This is a genomic window from Thalassoroseus sp. (assembly GCF_984380535.1).
In genome coordinates this window covers 1-18,381 of the sequence record NZ_CFHRBF010000026.1, presented here as the reverse complement: position 1 = coordinate 18,381, position 18,381 = coordinate 1, and the positions used below count along the sequence as shown (strand labels likewise).

The following is an 18,381-nucleotide window of genomic DNA, read 5'->3' as shown; positions in this document are numbered from 1 at the left end:
GAGTGACCGACCACTCTTCTAGGGAAAATTGATCTAGGGGGTCGGCGACCAAATCTGTCGCGGTTTGGTATTCAGCCAGAAGCGGTTGAGCAACAATTCGAGTTCTTCTTGGCCCTGGTAGGTCTCTGTCCAACGCTGTCCAGTCATGCGGTCCGCTTCGCTCTGCACGGTTATGCGGATACCCGACTTGTCGGAAAGGTTTTCCGCAATTGTGTTTGCGACAGCAAGACGAAATCGGGCTTGTGGGTAAATCGGTGTCTCGAGTGTTTGCAGCGACCACTTTCCCAGGTTGATCGTTTGCCAAGGTTGAAACCCGAGATCGTCGTCGCTCGATTCTCTAGTGACTGGAATATTCTCCGGGACCGAGTTACGCACGTCTTCGCGGACTTCCACATAGATTTGCTCCGCCCGTCCGGTGTAGACGGCCCAGCTTGGCCACTCATCGAACCAACCCCCGGTTGCCAAAATCGGCAGCACGATGATCACACCCATCACGACTGACACGCCGATAGCGAGCGTTTTTCGCTCTTTCGGAAGTGTGGGAATCCAGCGGTCCTCCGGGGTTGTCGGGAACAGCATCAAATTCTGTCGAATGAAATAGAGGTTCCATAGCAGCACGCCCCATTCGTGCTGAAGACCAAGCGGTCCCACAATCGCGATCAGCAAGCCATGCATGAGCCAACTCGCCCATAGACCGATACGGCGATGCGGCCAAAACAAGAGCAGGATCGCGACCAACAGTTCGCCAACTGGGAACATGAGTGCCGTCGTCAACCGCAATGTCTCCGGCCAGTCGGCCAGTTTCGTGCCTGACCAATCGGCAATAACACCCAGAAACAAATTCGCATGTCCGTGCAGAAAGCTGTGGTCGAATTTAGAGATCGCCGACCAAAAATAGATGCTCAACGTGAGTAACCGGCACCATCGCAGACCGTTGGCGTTGGGAAGGGTGATCAGCACGAAAGCGATGAGAAGAAACTGCCAGGCCCACGGTTGGAGTCGGTGTTGATCGAGCAAAATCAAACCGGTCAGACAGACTGCGAATGTCGACATGACCATTCTGCCGACTCGAAACGGTGGCTGAGTGAAGTAGCCGATCACGAGCGGAACCGCGACGCCTGTGAGTAAAATCCAGTCGACCCAACTCGGAACGCGAATCAAAAACTCGAAGAATGGAATCTGTGGAAAGACGGTCTGCGGGGTCCAGAGTTTCCAAGTGACCACCAGCAACGCGGCGGCGGAGCAGGTCATCCAACGACTGACTCGGCGAACAGTGAGAATCTCGGCGGTTTCAGCGGTGTCATTCATGACTGAAACGCTATCACCAACCCCAGGACAACGGCAAGACCGCCCAACACCGCAAACGTGATTTTCACCCAACTCCACGGCCGTTCGCCCTGCACTTCGCCGGTGCAGGCATTGATGGCGACTTGGTACGTTTTCTCGCGGTACTTGTAGGCCAACAACCACACCGGCAACAGCAGGTGTTTGTAGGTGATCGCATCAAACCGCGTGTGAAGTTTATCGATGCGTTGGTGATCGCCGCCGATACGACTGTTTGTCTCCTGCCGGATGGCGGCTTCCATCTGTTTTTTGGCCAGTTCGAAACCCGGCGAAAGTTCCACATCGTAGGTTCGTGCCAACAAACCCGCGAGCATCGGTTGATTGAACGGCACTAACTGGTCCATCGGCCACGGTTCGAGTGCTTCGAGGATCTGCCGAGGCAACCCGCCCGACGCACAAATAATGCAATCATCGAAGAAGCGTTGGAACTTGCCGGAGACGTACGTCCAATCCGTGCGGGTTACAGTACGTTTGTCGTCGCCATCTCCAACTTCGACCGTGTAATCGTCGCCACGTCGACCTTCGTAGCGGTTAAACGTCAGCGCATCGAACGTCCAGAACGGCAAATAGACGCCCGAGAACTCACCCTTCACGCCTCGTCGTCGGAACTCGTTTGGCGCAAACCACAGCGATGCCACCCAGGCTTTCAGATTCCCGTTCGCCTGTCTTTTCTCGACTTGAAACGGCAGCACGCCGTCCACCGGGACGCGATCGACGGCATCGTGCACATTCTCGCGTTGAATGGGGCTGGCGCAATAGGCACAGTCCTGACTGGTCAGGGTGCCGATAAAAACGACCGTCCCACCGCAGGAATCACAACGAATTTCATGAGTCTCATCGCTGACGAGACCCACGGCAGTTGTGCGTCGTTCGGCCAACCGTTCGAGCATGGCGTGGAAATCTTGCTCCTCGACCGTCTTTTCCGGGTCGAGTTCAATTTCCTTCGTGAACCCGCAAAACGGACATTGCAACTGCCCAACGCCGATGTGAAATTCCAAGTCCGCCCCGCATTGATCACACGGAAAAATGCGAGCTTTGCCTGCGTCGGTCAACTGGCCGGGACGCGGTGGCGGTTGAGTGGTCGGCAACGATTCGTCGTAGTTTTGCTCATTCATGGCAAATGTGGAGATGTCGATTTCGAGGATCAAAGATACAAAATTGAGAAGGGCAAGTTCTCGTCTGTTAGCCCTTGCGATCCGCGATCCTCCATCTTCGATCTTTGGACTGAAGTGTGGAGTGAACGGGTCGTTGCAAGTCGACATTGCCTTGTGTGGCAGCTTTGATAATCCATTACGACTCTTCTAAACTCTCGGTATGAACGCAAAACAGCCCCCGTCAGATCCTTGGTATAAGGACGGACTTCAATTTTCCTGCACCGGCTGCGGCGATTGCTGCACAGGTGAACCTGGTGTCGTGTGGGTTACAGACGACGAACTGCAACAAATTGCGGATTACCGCGAGCAAACCATCGGCGAAATCCGCTTGTTCCATACTCGGCTGCATGGCGGTCGGGTGTCGCTGTCGGAATTTGCGAACGGCGATTGTACGTTCTTCGATGGTGCCACGCGACGCTGCCAGATTTATCCCGTTCGTCCCATGCAATGCCGGACTTGGCCGTTCTGGAAGAGCAACGTCGAATCGAAGAAGTCTTGGAAAAAAGTTTGCGAGGCGTGTCCCGGTGCGGGCACGGGCGAGTTCGTCAGTTTGGAGGAAATTGAAAACCGGCTCGCGCTCGACGATGATTAGCCGTGCCCAAAGAACAACCGCCTTTGAACTTTTCCCGCTTGCAGAAATTCCGTTTTCACCCCCGAACACTGACCGATTCGCATGACGTTGCTTTACGGATTTGAATCTTCCGCACCGTATCGCGGCGGTTTTGTGGCGATCGGTAACTTCGATGGTGTGCATCGCGGGCATCAGCGGATGATCTCGACGCTCACCGGGCGTGCGAAAGCCGCAGACGTGCCTGCTGTGGTACTGACCTTCGATCCTCACCCGATCGAACTCCTGCGTCCCGGGCAAGTTCCGCCACGACTGAGCACTATCCGCCGCAAAGCCGAGTTGCTGATGCATTACGGCGTGGATGTCGTGATCGCGTACCCGACCGATCAGCGATTGTTGTCGCTCTCGCCGGATGATTTCTTCTCGCAGATCGTGGAAACCGAACTCGATGCTCGGGGGATGGTCGAGGGGCCCAATTTCTTCTTTGGACGCGACCGTCAAGGGGACGTCGAGAAGTTACGAGACCTATGCGAGGCGTCCGGTCGAAGTTTGGACATTGTCGAACCAGTGCTCGCAGGTGATGCGATGGTCTCGTCGAGTCGGATTCGTGGGTTGTTAGCTGATGGCGACGTGGCGGCGGCGGTGGAATTGTTAGGCCACCCCTATCGCATGGAGGGCCGTGTCGTGAAAGGCGCAGGTCGCGGACGAACACTCGGTTGGCCGACCGCGAATTTAGCGGAAATCGAAACCTTGTTCCCCGCTGACGGCGTTTACGCAGGGCTGGCGACCATCGATTCCAAAGCATATCCGGCCGCCATTCACTTGGGTTCGAACCCCACGTTTCAGGAAAACACTCGGAAATTCGAGGTCCATCTGATTGGGTTCCAAGGCGACTTGTACGAGCGCAGTCTGGCGGTGGATATGCTCGGTCGAGTCCGTGGAACTCGGACATTCGCCGACGGCGACGCACTCCGGGAGCAGTTGGAGAAGGACATCGCGCAGACGAAGAGCATGGCGGAACCTTATTTGTCGCGTTAGGATGCACGCTGGTTTGCGGTCAGTATCGTGGATAGAAGGTTATTGAAGATGAGTGTGAATTGGGAACCGTTGCGAGACATCATCGATCAGCACCAGCGGTTTCTGATCTCCAGTCATGTTCGCCCGGACGCCGACGCACTGGGATCGGAACTCGCATTGGCGGCGATCCTCGAAGACCAAGATAAGTCCGTGCGGATCGTCAATCCGTCGGCCACGCCCTCTCATCTTGAGTTTCTCGATCCCATGGGCAAGGTCAACAAGATTGGTCGCGACTTCACGGTCGATCAAATTCTCGATACCGAAGTGCATATCGTCGTCGACACGAGCGCTTGGGTGCAGTTGGTCGACGTCGGCAAAGCACTCCGACAATCGTCGGCGAAACGGGTTGTCATTGATCACCACATGAGTTCGGACGATCTCGAAGCGGTCGAGTTCAAAGATACCTCCGCGGAGGCCACGGGAGCGATGATTTTCCGGATGGCTGAAGCCCTTGGATACCGTGTTCCGCCTTCGATGGCTGTGCCGCTGTTTTGCGCGATCGCCACCGATACGGGGTGGTTTCGATTCTCGTCGACTTCGAGCGACACCATGCGAATCATCAGCCGGTTAATTGACTTAGGTGCGGAGCCGCATTTAATATACCAACAGTTATATGAGCAGAATTCGATCGGTAAAGTGCGGTTGGCGGCACGTGTTCTCTCTCGCGTGCAGCTGGAGTGCGGCGGTCGGTTGGCTTGGATTCAGGTGAAGCAGGATGACTTCGAAGCGACGGAGTCCACACCGGTCGACACCGAAGATCTGGTCAACGAGACCTTAAAAATCGCCGGTACGCAAGCCGCGTTTATCGCCATCGAACAACTCAACAAAACGATCAAATTCAGCCTACGAAGCCAACGCGATTTGAATGTCGCCGCCCTTGCCGAACCCTTCGGCGGTGGTGGTCACAAGCAAGCCGCCGGTGCCGTGTTGCCAGGGCCGCTCGATGAAGCGGTCTCAACCATGCGGTCGGCATTCCTCAAAGCGATGGAATGTGATTCGTAAGCGGATTTGTTCCCGAACCCGCACAGACCTGAATTATCAACCCCGAAGTGTATTGTGAGGATGGAAGATGGCGGATCGAGGATGGCAAATTCCAACTCCTCACATGACCGCTATCCTCCATCATCTATCCTCCATCCTCAAAATGAGTGGCCAAGCCGTTCCAGTCTTTGAGTGACCCGGGACCGCTTAGCCGACCACAAGCCTCAAACTCCCCCCTGAGACAGACAGCCCTAAACCTCACCGTCCAGGATGGTTGATCCAATGACTGAACCAACTTCCGAGAATCCGACGACGAGTGCCCAAGTCGAAACCGAATCGCAAGGTACTGTCGATCCGTTATCCAACGATGAACCGCGACGGTTTTTCATGAAGGCGGTGATCGCCATCGGTGCCGGTGCGGTAGCCGTGATGACACCGCTCGTCGCTGGTGTGCTGTTCTTCCTCGATCCGCTCTTGCGACGCGCAAAAGGCGGCGGTAACGACGAGTTCATCAAGCTCGAAACCACCGTTGACGCCCTTCCCGCCGACGGCACGCCGCAACGCGTGACCGTGTTCGCCGACCGCGTCGATGCCTGGAACAAGTTCCTGCATCAGCAAGTTGGTTCGGTTTACGTTCGCAAGATCGGCGACCAAGTCATTGTCTTCAATGCGACGTGTCCGCACCTCGGTTGTGGCGTGGATTACCGCCCCACGACGCAGGATTTCTTCTGCCCGTGTCACACGAGCGCATTCGATCTGGAAGGCCAGAAGAAAAACGACATTCCCCCACGAGCGATGGACATCCTTGAGGCGGAGATTCGCAACGAAAACGAAATCTGGGTGCACTACCAAGACTTCCGAGCGGCTACTGCAGAAAAGATTCCGGTATGACAAACAAGAACCTTCTCGGACGGTTGGCCGACTGGTTGGATCATCGTGTCGGCACGCGTCATTTGGTGCATGAAGCTCTTTACGAACGCATTCCCGGTGGTTCCCGCTGGCGGTATGTCTGGGGCAGCACGCTGGTTTATACCTTCACCGTGCAGTTCATCACCGGCATCTTCTTGTGGACCGCCTATAGCCCGAGTGCCAGCACCGCTTGGGAAAGCGTGTACTACATCAATAACGAGATGTTTCTCGGTTGGCTCGTGCGTGGCATGCACCATTTCGCGGCCCAAGCGATGGTCGTGTTGATGGCTCTGCACCTGATGCAAATCATCATCGATGGTGCCTACAAAGCCCCGCGGGAAATCAACTTCTGGCTGGGTTTGGTTCTGATGCTGCTTGTCTTCGGGTTTTCGTTGACGGGGTATCTGCTGCCTTGGGATCAGAAAGGCTATTACGCCACGCAAGTCTCAACGAAAATCGCCGGGGCAACGCCGGTGATTGGGAACGAAGTCCAAACGGTCGTTCAAGGCGGACCGAAATACGGACACCAAACCTTGACCCGTTTCTTCGCGTTGCACGTCGGTGTTTTGCCGGTGTTGCTGATTGCGTTTCTGGGTCTGCACTTGTATGTCTTCCGACGACATGGCATTACCCCGGCGGACCCCGAACATGCTCCGACGACGACATTCTGGCCCGATCAAGTCCTTAAAGATGCGGTCGCGTGTCTCGCGGTGTTGGCGACGGTCGTGTTCTTCGCCGTCTATTTCGGTGCGGAACTTAGTGCGCCGGCGAATCCATCCGAACCGTACTCGGCCGCCCGCCCGGAGTGGTATTACCTGTTCCTGTTCCGCTTCTTGCGATACGAGTGGGTCGAGCATCTCGGCTTGGCATTCGGGGCGATTTACTTCCCCGGGTTCTTGTTCACGATTCTGATTGCAATGCCCTTGATCGCCCACATCAAAGGCGGTCACATGTTCAATAAGGTCTACATGTGGCTGGTCGTCATCGGCATCGTGTTCCTGACTGGCCTAGCACTCTATGAAGACAAGAACGACGTCGAGCACCAACTTGCGTTGCAAGATGCCCACATCGACGGCGAACGTATTCAAGAACTAGCCGCCTTGCCACGGAAGATTCCGGTCGAAGGGGCAGTCTCGCTGTTGGCGAATGATCCGTTCACCCAAGGGCCGAAGGTTTTTGCGAAACAATGTGCAGCATGTCACCGTTGGGACGGACATGACGGTCGGCGACGCTTTGTGTTGTCGACAGTCAAGTTGGATGGTGAAGCGAAACAGATTCTCACCGAACCGACCGCAACCGATCTCGGTCAATTCGGCAGTCGAGAGTGGATGACCGAAATCCTGCTCAATTATGACAAGGTCTTTGCGCCGCTCAAAAATGCGGAATGGTATCAGCAAGCCAAAGCCGACGACGATTTGGATTCCGTGATTGACCCCGCCAACTCTGAAATGGCCGAGTTCGTGAAAGACAACCACGAATACCTCAGCGGGAATGAAGAAGATCTGAAAGCCATTGTCGAATATTTTGCCAAAGCATCGGGGCGGAAAGATCTCGAGCCAATCGACGAAAAACTGGCGACACGGGGTGAAGCGATCGTCACTGGCGAAGAGGGTGAGTTGTCGTCGGGATGTTTTGATTGTCATCACCAAACGCTCGACGAAGCCGACTCCTACGGCTACCCCACTTTGTACAAGTATGGTTCGGCGGATTGGTTGAAGGACTTCATCACCAACCCCGGCGGTGGCAATCACTACGGCGACGCCAACCAAATGCCCGCGTACACCGCGGATCGGCTTTCACCGCACGACTTGAACATGCTCTCTCGCTGGATGATCGGCGACTATGCCGAAACGGAAATCGAACTTCCCCGTGTCATGAAACCAGCCGACGTCGAAATCGACGAACCAACGGAAGACAAGGCCGCGGACGGAGAATAGAGGATCATGGATGGCGACGTAGTCGCTAGGAACACATACGTTTCGTAAATGTCGGAAACGATCGGGTGGCATGCCCACCGCTCGGGGTGGGCATGGGCCGTTGAGGTTCGAATGTCGAATCATGTCCACGCTAAGCCGTGGACATGCCACCCCGGACGGCTTGGTTCTGCAGATTGTTGTGATCCGATGTTGTCAAAATAACGTTTGAAAATACGAGACGATGTACGGTTGAGGGGAGCGTTCCGTTCCACCGTGCTTTTCAGGAGCGATGAAATCCAAATCACGGGGAGTGATGTATGTTCGATTTAGTGTTTGGTCTCTTCCCAATCATCTTCCTCGTTGTGTTCGTTTTCATCATTTATACGTCGTTCCGCACGTTCTCCACGACGGGGCAAATTTTTCGGCTCGCCCAACAGCGGATGAAACAAGAGTTGGAAGCGAACCAACCTAAGCGGCCGCAGAATTGCGACTACTGTGGCTCGTCGATCCAACCCGACGAAACCGAGTGCCATGATTGCGGTGCCGACGTGGCCGCTCAACAGGACAGTCGAGGATAGTCATGCAGGTAGCCGTCACCGGTGCGACGGGGTTTATTGGCCAATACATCGTGCGTCGACTCGTTGACGCCGGGCATACCTGTCGATGTTGGTATCGCGGATCCAGTGACCGCAGCGGTTTGGAGTCGGTTGCTGATTCCATCGAGTGGATCGAAGGCGAACTGGCGGGCGGTGCGGAAGTCGAGTTCGTCACCGGCTGCGATGCAGTCGTGCACTCGGCGTTGTATCACCCCGGCGGCGGATTCATGGGGGGCGAAGGCGACCTGATCGACTTCACGACGAAGAACATCATTGGCAGCTTACAACTTATCCAAGTCGCTCGCGACGCCGATGTGAAACGGTTTGTGTTCGTCTCGACGTGTGCCGTCCATGATCAAATTCTCGACGATCGCCCCCTCGACGAAAAGCATCCGTTGTGGGCAAAGAGTCATTACGGAGCCCATAAAGCCGCCATCGAGAAATTCGTGCACAGTTTCGGACTCGGTGAAGGATTCCCGATTTGTGCGGTCCGACCGACCGGTGTCTACGGGGTGATGCAAGACGCGACCCGCAGCAAATGGTTTCCGCTTGTTCGTCGCATCGTCAATCACGAAGACGTTCGTTGCGAACGTGGCGGCAAGGAAGTGCACGCCGGCGATGTCGCGAAGGCGATTGACGTTCTGCTGAATGCCGACGAAGACAAAATCATCGGCGAAGCCTTCAGCTGTTACGATCGCTACGTCTCGGAATTCGACGTGGCCACGATTGCCAAGGAAGTCTCTGGCAGTTCCAGTGAAATCCAGGGCGAAGCGAAGTCACCGAAGCATCAAATTGTCACCAAGAAAATCCGGGCCCTCGGCATGGAATTCGGCGGTGACGCGTTGTTACGGAAGACGATCGAGCAACTCGTGACAGCGGCCCGGCAGACCTGAGTTTGCGACGGCCTGGCAACACTCTTATTGCGGTTTCTTGTGGGCGGATTCCTTCGCGACAGGTTTCTCCTCCGACGAGTTACTCGGGTCGAAGTGGTTTCCCAAGATGGAAGCCATGTTTTCCTCACCCTTGGCAATTCGACAACAAGCTTCCCATGTGTCTGTTGGCAAGAGTTCTTGCAGCGGTTGATCGACACGCGGGATGTGCTTGAACGCCGCGAGCAACTTCTTGTCCCACACCTTGTGGTACTTCAGCAAGTCGTCGGGATAGACATACTTCCGTCGTGAACCTTCATCCTTCCCTTTGAACGGTTCGGTAATATTGAGATAACCATAGTCGTCTGTCAGTTCTTCGCCGGGGTGAATATCTCGGACTGCCAACTCGAAGTCGTAGGCGGTGGAGAGGCAGTTGGAGCGAAAACTGTGATTGACGAATCGGCCGTTATCCCAACAGAGCACGAACTTGCCGGCATTGTTACGGAAGCAGTATTTACTCAGGATCTGCTGATAAATTTCGTCAAACTCCATGAGTTCCAGACCGGTGAACTCCCGGTCGAGTTTGTCGAGCACCCAGGTAATCGTGCCCTTCGGAATAAAATCGATCGCCACAACGCCATAGCCAATTTCATTATTGATAAAACGCAACTCGGTGGCCGGGTGGATCATGGTACGCTCACAGGAAGTAAAGACGCCGAATCCTAGTAGGAAGCGGCTAAAATTTCGCACGCGATTTTTACCGATCTCGGAAAAAATATTCTAGAGCGCCTGGCCTTCATCGTTGTTGTTTCGTTGGTACGAATCCGGTCGGATCGTATCAGCCGTTCTTGAACCGTTGACGCCCTTCACCAGGTGTGGCACCATGCGTTTTGCTTCTCAGATTCTGTGACGCGTGGAAGGAACGGTCATGAGTGCTCTCACCGGACTAGGTCGATGTTTCAGGGCGATTTTTTGTGGACTGCTTGCCACCGTCCTTGGAACTCAAGTCGGAACTGCCGCCGAACCGGAACTCGGTCCGTTGGCCGGTCATGACAGCATCGCATACGCGGTCGCGTTTACACCCGATGGACAATGGATCGCAACGACCGGGTTTGATAATACGCTAAAACTTTGGGATGCCAACACACATGAAGCCGTCCGCACGATGGAGGGCCACTCTGGAATTGTGTTGTGTGTGGCGACCTCACCAGATGGTACGCAACTCGCATCGGGTTCGGGAGACCGGTTCATCAAGCTGTGGGATGTGCCGAAACGCTCCGCAACTTACTCGCACGACGTCACTGGCGGCGGAGTTCTCGCGATTGACCGGAACGGGGACGGCAAACGTCTCGTGACCGGTGGCCAAGACAAAGTCGTGCGAATTTGGGAAGTCGCAGACGATGGCACGTTGAAGCAGCTGCAGGAACTAACGGGCCATACCGCCGCCATCACACAGGTCGCATTTCGAAACGATTCCCAACAAGTCGCCTCTGCCGATGCGAACGGAATCATTCGCGTAGTCAATGCCAATGATGGTCACTTACAAAGTGTGCTTGGTGCTCATGCCGCGAGCATCGTCGGATTGGAATTTGCTCCGAATAATTCCTGTTTGATGAGTGCAGCGACCGACGGTCGCGTGAAACGATGGCCAAATCAATTTCCTGAACATCGCGAGTTCACTGGTCATGAGGCTGCCGTTCAGGCCATTGCAATCAACCCGAATGGCGACCGCATTGCATCGGCAGCCGATGACAAAACCGTGCGAATTTGGAACCAAGGTGATGGCCAGCAACTTCAGGTGTTGCAAGGTCATAACGATAAAGTCACTGCCGTCGCCTATAGCAGCAACAGTGCTCAAGTACTGACTGGTTCGGCGGACAAGGTCACACGGTTGTTCGATCCGAATAATGGCCGGTTGATCAAGGAATACCCGGCTCAAACGGCAGCGATTACTTCGGTCAGTATGCATCCGAATCGACAAGAAATTGCCTCCGCGGACGCCAGTGGGATCGTCAAGATTTTCAAGACTGAGGATGCGAGCGAAATCCGCGAGTTGACGGGGCATCAAGGCAGTGTGACGGGAGTGATCTACGCACCGAACAGCCAAACGATCGTTACCGGTGGAATCGACAAAACGGTTCGCGTATGGAACGCGGTTGACGGGAAAGAACAACGCAAAATCGACGTGGGAACTCCCGTGCACGCGGTTGCGATCTCGGTCGATAGCGGGAAAATCGCAGCGGCCGGTGAGGACGGAGAGATTCGGATTTTTAATCTCGGTGACGGAAAACTCGTGCAGACTTTCCCCGGCTTCGGCAAACCCGTGCACTCCGTGCAATTCAGTCGGGACAACCAACGACTCGTCTCCACCGACGACGACCGAGCCACCGTTTGGGAGTTGAAGTCCGGCGATGCCTTGCAGCATTTCGTGCATCATTCAAAAGCGATTACCGATGCCGTCTTTGCGAACGATCACCGCACCGTCATCACCAGCGGAGCCGACAACGCACTGCACAAGGACACGATCTGCGTGAACTTCGTACAACAAGCCGACGAGGAACGCATCAATTCGTTTTCGATTTCCGCGAACAGTGCCTACCACTTCACCACCGGCCCGAAAAGCGGCGTTGTCATGTGGAACGCTGGCAACGGCAGCGAGATTCGTCGGTTCGAGGGTTTCGAAGGCGAAGCGACGAACGCGGTGATGAGTCCGAACAACCAACAAGTCGCCGCGAGCACGGGCAAACAATTGTATCTGTGGAATGCGAACAGCCGCCAGATGCAGTTTCGCAACGAAACGCCGGCCGACATCACTTCTCTGGAATATAGTCCCGACAGTCAAAAACTGCTCGCGGGGGCGGCGGACCAGAAGATTTTCAGCTTCGATCCATCGCCGATCAACCCGCAACCCGCCGAACCGCCGTCACGGGAACCGGCTCAGATCATGTCCGAACATACGAAAACCGTCACCGATCTCGTCTTCCAACCCGACAACCAAACCGCTTGGACCTCCGGACTGGATGGGACCCTCAAAGCGTGGTCGGTTGCAGCGACTGGGCAAGTTGCCGACTTACGCGGACACTCCGATAGCATCTACGGACTCGCGTTTTCACCGGACGGCAAACTGCTGGCGTCCGCCTCGGCCGATAAGACCGTGCGACTGTGGGATCTCGAAAAGAAGAGCCAGATCAAAACTCTGTCGACGCAAGACGATGCCGTCTACGCGGTTGCGTTCGGTCCCGATGGAACTCATTTGTTGACTGGTGGAGCCGACAAAACCGTGCGGCTGCTGAATGTCGAAACCGGAGCGGAAGTACGGCGTTATAATGGACCGCGACATGCCATCTACGCAATTGCATTTCGCGATGACGGTCGGCAAATCGCCGCGGGTGGTGTCGGCTTGGGGACCGATCGTCCGGTGTTCTTATGGGACATCGACAACCCCGCCCCACTGCAGGAATGCAAAGGACACAAGGACGACATCTACTCCGTGCAGTTCAACAAGTCCGGCACACGACTGATCACCACCGGTTACGCCGGCGGGCTACACATCTGGTTGCCGGGAAATCCCACGCCCGTCTATTCGCAGGATTTCCCGCGTGTGACGTACCTCAGCCGGTTGTCTCCCGACGGCTCACACCTCGTGATGCCCGCCGACGACGGCAAAGCCTATTTCGTCGCGATTCCTGAAGACCAACGGTAACAAAACCTGTTTTGATCGAATCACGACTCGGGTGGCAGGCCATGACCAACGGAAAGGACGGGAAGGTCGTGGTTTCCACGTTCGCCACGCCCATCGCTTCGCTCTGGGACGTGCCACACAAGTCGAAGATCGACGGTGACGAAACTCGGCTTGATTGGATTGGGAAAGATTCCTAGTATCCGGCGATTTTCCAGATGGCCGCTTGGGGGGACTCCGGCGGTGTGATGCCAAATCGAGCGAGTTTTCGAGTCAGCAGGAGGCTGCCGTGATTGAATTGACCGAATGGATCCAATCGTTTGCCGTTCAACAAAAACCTTGGTTGATTCTCGGCAAAGGCCCGACGTTCTCCGAATTCCAGAACGTCGATGCGTCCGCATACCACACGCTTTCGTTGAACCACGTCGTCCGGCAAACACGGGTTGACGTGGCTCATATGATCGATGCCGACGTCGCCGAAGACTGTGCCGAAGAACTTTATAAAAACTGCCAATATCTGATCATGCCTTGGCATCCGCATGTCAAGAATGATCCCACCTCGAAGACACTGGCTGACTTCGTCGCCGAGATTCCGGTCTTGAAGAAACTCGACGAAGAAAATCGCCTCGTCTGGTACAACCTTTCCTCTGCGAAACCGAAGGGCAACTCGCCAACAATTCAAGCGAAGTTCTTCAGTGCGGAAGCGGCGTTGAACATTCTTGGTCAAGCCGGTGCGAAGAAAGTTCGCTCGCTGGGCGTCGACGGTGGTCGCGGTTACAGCGGTGCGTTTAGCGATCTCGAAACCAAAACGATGCTCGCCAACGGACATGGCAGCTTCGACAACCAAACCGCCGAGATCAATGCCATCTCGAAGAAGTGGGGCATCGATTACGCTCCGCTGTCCGAGCCGATGCGAGTGTTCGTCGGCACCGACGAATCGCAGATGGTCGCCACGCGAGTTCTGGAGTTCTCGATCCGCAAGTTCGCTACGCGACCGGTGACGGTTCACCCGATGCTCAACTTGCCGATCCCGAAACCAAAGCATCACAAAAACCGAGGCCGCACAGGTTTCTCGTTCGCTCGCTTCGTGATTCCGGAACTGTGTGGCTATCGCGGTCGCGGACTTTACACCGATGCCGACATGCAAGTCTTCACGGACCTTGCCGAACTGTGGGACATCCCGTTCAACGAACAACGCATTCTGTGCACCAATCAGCCGGAAACGCCGAAAGCTTGGCAGAAGCCGGGTCAGCATTTCCATCCCGGTCGCCAAATGAGCGTGATGCTGCTCGACTGCGAACGCTTGGATTGGAAGATCGACGAGATCATCAAGGGCATGGATGACGAGAAGTACACTTATCAAGACTTGCTATTCGAGATGTGCATCGTTCCCGAAGACGAAATCGCCGACCGGATTCCGCCGGAATGGAACTGCTTGGAATGGTGGGAGAAAGACGTCAGCAAACTGACGCACTACACCGTCGTGCCGACGCAACCGTGGAAGAACGACGAGAATCCGCTGCGACACGTTTGGGAAGAAGATTACCGCGCTGCCGTCGCTGCGGGTGCGGTCGATGCGAAGGAAGTTCTGTCCGGCATTCGCGAAGGATACTTGAAAGAATCCTTGAAAGACGCCTTCAGCCAAGAAGCTTGGGAAGCCGCCGAAGCCGCAATGCCGGAACCAGTGGAAGCACCTGTTGCTCAAGCCGGACCGCCGGCACCGATTGGGTTGGGTCGGATGAAGCAACTCGTCGGCAAAGCCATTCGCAACCCGGGTAAAGCGATCAACCGGATTCTTGGTCGTCGGGCTGCGTAGTCAGCGGGTGTGGAATTTGATGCCGCCGGGATCACGTTCTCGGCGGCCCGCCCGCCGCATTTGAACGGCGGGTTTTGTTTGCGCTCTGTGTCAGAGAGTTCATGTCATGACGAACCCCAACTCCAGTCGACTACGCCGTGCCGCTTCTCGGCTCAAGGCCGCAACCCAACAACACGGACTTGCCGCTGTGCCGCGGGGCGTTCGATTTGTGACCCGTCGTGTTTCCGCGAGCGTCAGACATCGCCTGGGCATGGAAACTCATGCCACGCTTCGACGTACTCTCACTACGTCGGAGAAAACCGAACTACAACGACGTGCCGACCTACTGCGGGACGCACCGACGATTCAACTTATTCAGATCGGTGAGACCACCAACAAATCGGCGATCAAACGCACCGATCGTTCCTTGAAGCAATTGATCTATCCTTGGCTCGACATTCAAACCGACGGAAATCCCGATCAATTGTTGTGGTCGTGTAATACGGATTTCGTGGGCTTCGTCGATGTCGGCGATGAAATCTCACCCGATGCATTGATCGAATTTGCGGAAGCCATCGCCGCAGAACCGACCTGCGATTTGATCTACGGCGACGAAAATCGCATCAGCAAAGGCAACCGCGAACATAGCCCGTGGCACAAACCGAGTTGGTCACCGGAGCTTCTTCTTTCGCAAAATTACCTGAGTCGTTTGACGCTCCTGCGAACTTCGGTGGTACGGAAAATCGGGGGGCTGCGGTCGGACGCGGGGGATGCTTGGGAGTACGATCTTCTGCTTCGGGTCAGTGAAGAAGCCCGTTCTGTCATCCGAGTACCGGAGATTGTCTATCACCGTCACGATATTCACGGCAGCGGTGATCCGCTCCAATGTTCCAAGTCAACGAGTCGCGATTCTCGGTTGGTCGCGGAGTCCGCGTTACAACGACGTGACATGATCGGCACGGTCGAACCAACCGCGACTCCGAACGTTCATGCTCTGCATGTACGCCCCCAGCGGCCTGACCGCGTATCCATTGTGATTCCCACACGCGACCGAGCGGGCTTGCTGAAAGCGTGTGTCGAAAGCGTGCTGGCCGAGACCGCTTACCCGAACCTCGAAGTCATCATTGCCGATAACGATAGCTGCGAAACGGAAACGCTCGAACTGTTCGAATCTTGGTCGAGCGACAGCCGCATCCGTGTTGTGCCAGTGCCGGGGGAGTTCAACTTCTCACGAGTCGTCAATGCCGGAGTCGCAGCGAGTGACAGTCCGTATCTTGTGCTGCTCAACAACGACATGACGATCATTGAGTCTCACTGGTTGGATGTGATCGTGGCTTGGTTGGAACAACCGGAAGTTGGCATCGTCGGGGCGAAGTTGAACTTCCCGAACGATACGATTCAACATGCGGGCATCATCATGCGAGGTGACGGTCCGGGGCCAAAACCGGCGTTTCATCATCTCAAGTTTCAACCGCACGATGCCGCCGGTCCGTTCGGAATGTTACAGACGACACGCAATTATTCCGCCGTCACCGGGGCCTGTTTAGCGGTCACACGCCGCGTGTGGGACGAAGTCGACGGGTTCGACGAGCGTCTAGCGGTTGCATACAACGATGTCGATTTCTGTCTCTCCGTGCGGGAGGCGGGTTATCGCGTCGTCTACAGTCCGCAGGTCGAACTCTATCATCACGAATCGGCGTCCCGGGGCACCGACAAGTCCGACAATCCCCGTTGGCAACGGGAACAGCAAACGATGCTCAGTAAGTGGGGCGAGAAACTCGGACACGATCCGTTCTATAATCCGAACCTCACATTGACGAACAATCAATGTGGCGTGCGAGATTTGGCGAAAGAGCCACGTACCGACCGTAGCCAACGCCGAGCGGCGTGACGGACAGGGGTTTCATCCCGACAACATAGAGTCCGGTTATGTCGATCACATAAAACCTGACGACAGTGGTCTTTCTTTGCTGGTTGAAAGAGACGTTCTAGTTCACCGTGATCAATCGGTTATGTCGATTTGAACTCTGGCAGGACTCGAAACGGATGCTCTTTCAATAGGGAAAGATTCTCATGACCAAACCGCATTACCTCATTGTTGTTGTAGTGCTCTCGATAATCAGCCGGACAGAGGTCGTGACAGCGGGCGACTTGGAATTCACCTCTTTGATGCCAAAATGTGCAGATTCGGGGTGTTCGAATGGATGCAGCCTCGTCGAACCGTGTCGTGAGTCAAAACTTGAATGCAAGTTCGACATTCCGGGGTGGATTCCCGAAATGCACGGAACGACCACCGTTCGCGGCCGAACAGCCGACGTCAATGTGAGTACCCGCGAAATCTTCGAAAGCATTTCGGATTTCGACTTCATCTTTTCGGGGCAACTTGAAGTCAGTTATGAGCGATGGGGCTTTCTGGCGAACGGGTTCTACTACAATCTGGGCGTCGATGAGAAAATTCTCCCGCGAATCGATCTCACTGCTGGTTTTTCCCAGGCGATCGTCGACTTCGCTGCCACTTACGACGTCTCTGAAGATTTGGGTCTGACGGATTGGAACTCGGCTTGGGAAGCCGACGTGTTACTCGGCGGGCGATACAACTTGCTCGATGCCGATGAAATTTCCATCACCGGCCCTCGTGGTCGTGGTGTGACGGCATCCGGTTCCCAGCACTGGGTGGATCCGATCATCGGCGGTCGTTTTCGGGCACCAGTCACGGAGGACGTGTGCCTGAAATTTCGCGGAGACGTTGGTGGATTTGGGATTGGATCGTCTTCGCAGCTGACTTGGAACATCGAAGCGCTCGGGGAATTTCAATGCTCGGAACACTGTCGATTGAGCCTTGGCTACCGTCTCCTCGATATTGACCAGGAACAAGGCAGCGGCAACGACCGGTTTGCCTACGACATGCAACTCCGAGGACCAATCGCTCAACTCGGTTTCAACTATTGAGCTTAAGCCGTTGACCTCGAATACATTGTGGAAGCAAGCACTGGCATCTCGACGCCAGTGCTTGTTCGACGCACGATTCCGGTCACTAAACTCGCACTGGCAAAGCCAGTGGCACCCGAACGTGATTACCCGTTCGACTTGTCGACCGCATCGATTAACCAAGCGGTTGGCCAAGTTCCGCGAAATTCGGGATTCACCCAGATGATGTTGGAGTGATACTTCCGGGTTTGCAGGTTCTTGATGCGAAAGCCGAGTGTTCTTCCACGCGATGCCATCCGACTTTGTTCCACCCCACCACAAAACTCAGCGACGCAACCCGGATAGGCTTCCGCAACTGCGGCGTTGACTTTCTTCCGAATATCGACGCGGTTTTCCCGTTGCTTTTTCTTTCGTCGGTTCTTGCGCGGCATATCAGGCTCCCATTGTGCATACAATGGACACAGACACCAGGCAAATTGTTCAGGTCATTTCCGGCTCTTGCCTCTAGGTAGTAGCGACTGTCTTGCGTTTCAAGTTGTGTTTGGTGTTTTGTTCCACATTTTTC

At 55.3% G+C, this 18,381-nt stretch carries 16 protein-coding genes; 12 read left to right on the top strand and 4 right to left on the bottom strand.

Going from position 1 to position 18,381, the window contains the following annotated elements; translation table 11 throughout:
- Positions 1-33 precede the first annotated feature (33 nt).
- On the bottom strand, positions 34-1,308 hold the full coding sequence (locus AC5DDB_RS27645; protein WP_491743007.1) for a MauE/DoxX family redox-associated membrane protein: 1,275 nt from the start codon (positions 1,306-1,308) through the stop codon (positions 34-36).
- Entirely contained in the window at positions 1,305-2,459 is a 1,155-nt protein-coding gene (locus tag AC5DDB_RS27640; RefSeq protein ID WP_491743006.1) for a TFIIB-type zinc ribbon-containing protein, read from the bottom strand. The genes AC5DDB_RS27645 and AC5DDB_RS27640 overlap by 4 nt, the downstream gene beginning before the upstream one ends.
- A gap of 199 nt (positions 2,460-2,658) precedes the next feature.
- Between AC5DDB_RS27640 and AC5DDB_RS27635 the strand changes: the two genes are divergently transcribed.
- The 7 genes from AC5DDB_RS27635 (at position 2,659) to AC5DDB_RS27605 (ending at position 9,438) form a co-directional block, all read left to right on the top strand.
- The gene (locus AC5DDB_RS27635) at positions 2,659-3,090 is read left to right on the top strand and encodes a YkgJ family cysteine cluster protein (RefSeq protein WP_491743005.1); all 432 of its coding nucleotides are present in this window, start codon (positions 2,659-2,661) and stop codon (positions 3,088-3,090) included.
- An 81-nt stretch (positions 3,091-3,171) separates the two neighbouring features.
- The gene (locus AC5DDB_RS27630) at positions 3,172-4,104 is read left to right on the top strand and encodes a bifunctional riboflavin kinase/FAD synthetase (protein WP_491743004.1); all 933 of its coding nucleotides are present in this window, start codon (positions 3,172-3,174) and stop codon (positions 4,102-4,104) included.
- A gap of 48 nt (positions 4,105-4,152) precedes the next feature.
- On the top strand, positions 4,153-5,145 hold the full coding sequence (locus tag AC5DDB_RS27625) for a DHH family phosphoesterase (protein WP_491743003.1): 993 nt from the start codon (positions 4,153-4,155) through the stop codon (positions 5,143-5,145).
- Between the two features lie 261 nt (positions 5,146-5,406).
- On the top strand, positions 5,407-6,015 hold the full coding sequence (locus AC5DDB_RS27620) for a QcrA and Rieske domain-containing protein (RefSeq protein WP_491743002.1): 609 nt from the start codon (positions 5,407-5,409) through the stop codon (positions 6,013-6,015).
- Positions 6,012-7,970: a cytochrome b N-terminal domain-containing protein gene (locus AC5DDB_RS27615; protein ID WP_491743001.1), complete on the top strand. Its 1,959-nt coding sequence runs from the start codon at positions 6,012-6,014 to the stop codon at positions 7,968-7,970. Before AC5DDB_RS27620 ends, AC5DDB_RS27615 begins: the two co-directional genes overlap by 4 nt.
- Positions 7,971-8,266: 296 nt before the next feature.
- A complete protein-coding gene (locus AC5DDB_RS27610) occupies positions 8,267-8,527 on the top strand; it encodes a hypothetical protein (RefSeq protein WP_491743000.1) in 261 nt (86 codons plus the stop codon).
- Between the two features lie 2 nt (positions 8,528-8,529).
- Positions 8,530-9,438 carry an NAD-dependent epimerase/dehydratase family protein gene (locus AC5DDB_RS27605; RefSeq protein WP_491742999.1) on the top strand — a complete coding sequence of 303 codons (909 nt, stop codon included), beginning with the start codon at positions 8,530-8,532 and terminating at the stop codon, positions 9,436-9,438.
- A 24-nt stretch (positions 9,439-9,462) separates the two neighbouring features.
- Here AC5DDB_RS27605 and AC5DDB_RS27600 read toward each other — a convergent pair whose 3' ends face one another.
- Positions 9,463-10,104 (bottom strand): SET domain-containing protein, encoded by a 642-nt coding sequence (locus tag AC5DDB_RS27600; protein ID WP_491742998.1) that lies wholly within the window; start codon positions 10,102-10,104, stop codon positions 9,463-9,465.
- A gap of 238 nt (positions 10,105-10,342) precedes the next feature.
- Between AC5DDB_RS27600 and AC5DDB_RS27595 the strand changes: the two genes are divergently transcribed.
- The 5 genes from AC5DDB_RS27595 to AC5DDB_RS27575 all read left to right on the top strand — a co-directional run bounded on the left by AC5DDB_RS27595 (position 10,343) and on the right by AC5DDB_RS27575 (position 17,837).
- A complete protein-coding gene (locus AC5DDB_RS27595; protein WP_491742997.1) occupies positions 10,343-13,117 on the top strand; it encodes a WD40 repeat domain-containing protein in 2,775 nt (924 codons plus the stop codon).
- 41 nt (positions 13,118-13,158) lie between these two features.
- On the top strand, positions 13,159-13,293 hold the full coding sequence (locus AC5DDB_RS27590) for a hypothetical protein (protein ID WP_491742996.1): 135 nt from the start codon (positions 13,159-13,161) through the stop codon (positions 13,291-13,293).
- Positions 13,294-13,382: 89 nt separating this feature from the next.
- Positions 13,383-14,909 (top strand): glycosyltransferase, encoded by a 1,527-nt coding sequence (locus AC5DDB_RS27585; RefSeq protein WP_491742995.1) that lies wholly within the window; start codon positions 13,383-13,385, stop codon positions 14,907-14,909.
- Positions 14,910-15,015: 106 nt separating this feature from the next.
- On the top strand, positions 15,016-16,779 hold the full coding sequence (locus AC5DDB_RS27580) for a glycosyltransferase family 2 protein (RefSeq protein WP_491742994.1): 1,764 nt from the start codon (positions 15,016-15,018) through the stop codon (positions 16,777-16,779).
- A gap of 386 nt (positions 16,780-17,165) precedes the next feature.
- The gene (locus tag AC5DDB_RS27575) at positions 17,166-17,837 is read left to right on the top strand and encodes a hypothetical protein (protein WP_491742993.1); all 672 of its coding nucleotides are present in this window, start codon (positions 17,166-17,168) and stop codon (positions 17,835-17,837) included.
- A gap of 125 nt (positions 17,838-17,962) precedes the next feature.
- Here AC5DDB_RS27575 and AC5DDB_RS27570 read toward each other — a convergent pair whose 3' ends face one another.
- Positions 17,963-18,247: a hypothetical protein gene (locus AC5DDB_RS27570; RefSeq protein ID WP_491742992.1), complete on the bottom strand. Its 285-nt coding sequence runs from the start codon at positions 18,245-18,247 to the stop codon at positions 17,963-17,965.
- Positions 18,248-18,381: the final 134 nt, after the last annotated feature.

Excerpts from the sequence above, each read along its gene's own strand:
- AC5DDB_RS27640 (WP_491743006.1), bottom strand. The coding sequence starts at position 2,459 with ATGAATGAGCAAAACTACGACGAATCGTTGCCGACCACTCAACCGCCA.
- AC5DDB_RS27615 (WP_491743001.1), top strand. The coding sequence starts at position 6,012 with ATGACAAACAAGAACCTTCTCGGACGGTTGGCCGACTGGTTGGATCAT.
- AC5DDB_RS27600 (WP_491742998.1), bottom strand. The coding sequence starts at position 10,104 with ATGATCCACCCGGCCACCGAGTTGCGTTTTATCAATAATGAAATTGGC.
- AC5DDB_RS27570 (WP_491742992.1), bottom strand. The coding sequence starts at position 18,247 with ATGCCGCGCAAGAACCGACGAAAGAAAAAGCAACGGGAAAACCGCGTC.
- AC5DDB_RS27620 (WP_491743002.1), top strand. The coding sequence starts at position 5,407 with ATGACTGAACCAACTTCCGAGAATCCGACGACGAGTGCCCAAGTCGAA.
- AC5DDB_RS27575 (WP_491742993.1), top strand. The coding sequence starts at position 17,166 with ATGCACGGAACGACCACCGTTCGCGGCCGAACAGCCGACGTCAATGTG.
- AC5DDB_RS27645 (WP_491743007.1), bottom strand. The coding sequence starts at position 1,308 with ATGAATGACACCGCTGAAACCGCCGAGATTCTCACTGTTCGCCGAGTC.
- AC5DDB_RS27605 (WP_491742999.1), top strand. The coding sequence starts at position 8,530 with ATGCAGGTAGCCGTCACCGGTGCGACGGGGTTTATTGGCCAATACATC.
- AC5DDB_RS27630 (WP_491743004.1), top strand. The coding sequence starts at position 3,172 with ATGACGTTGCTTTACGGATTTGAATCTTCCGCACCGTATCGCGGCGGT.
- AC5DDB_RS27610 (WP_491743000.1), top strand. The coding sequence starts at position 8,267 with ATGTTCGATTTAGTGTTTGGTCTCTTCCCAATCATCTTCCTCGTTGTG.
- AC5DDB_RS27580 (WP_491742994.1), top strand. The coding sequence starts at position 15,016 with ATGACGAACCCCAACTCCAGTCGACTACGCCGTGCCGCTTCTCGGCTC.
- AC5DDB_RS27635 (WP_491743005.1), top strand. The coding sequence starts at position 2,659 with ATGAACGCAAAACAGCCCCCGTCAGATCCTTGGTATAAGGACGGACTT.
- AC5DDB_RS27625 (WP_491743003.1), top strand. The coding sequence starts at position 4,153 with ATGAGTGTGAATTGGGAACCGTTGCGAGACATCATCGATCAGCACCAG.
- AC5DDB_RS27595 (WP_491742997.1), top strand. The coding sequence starts at position 10,343 with ATGAGTGCTCTCACCGGACTAGGTCGATGTTTCAGGGCGATTTTTTGT.
- AC5DDB_RS27590 (WP_491742996.1), top strand. The coding sequence starts at position 13,159 with ATGACCAACGGAAAGGACGGGAAGGTCGTGGTTTCCACGTTCGCCACG.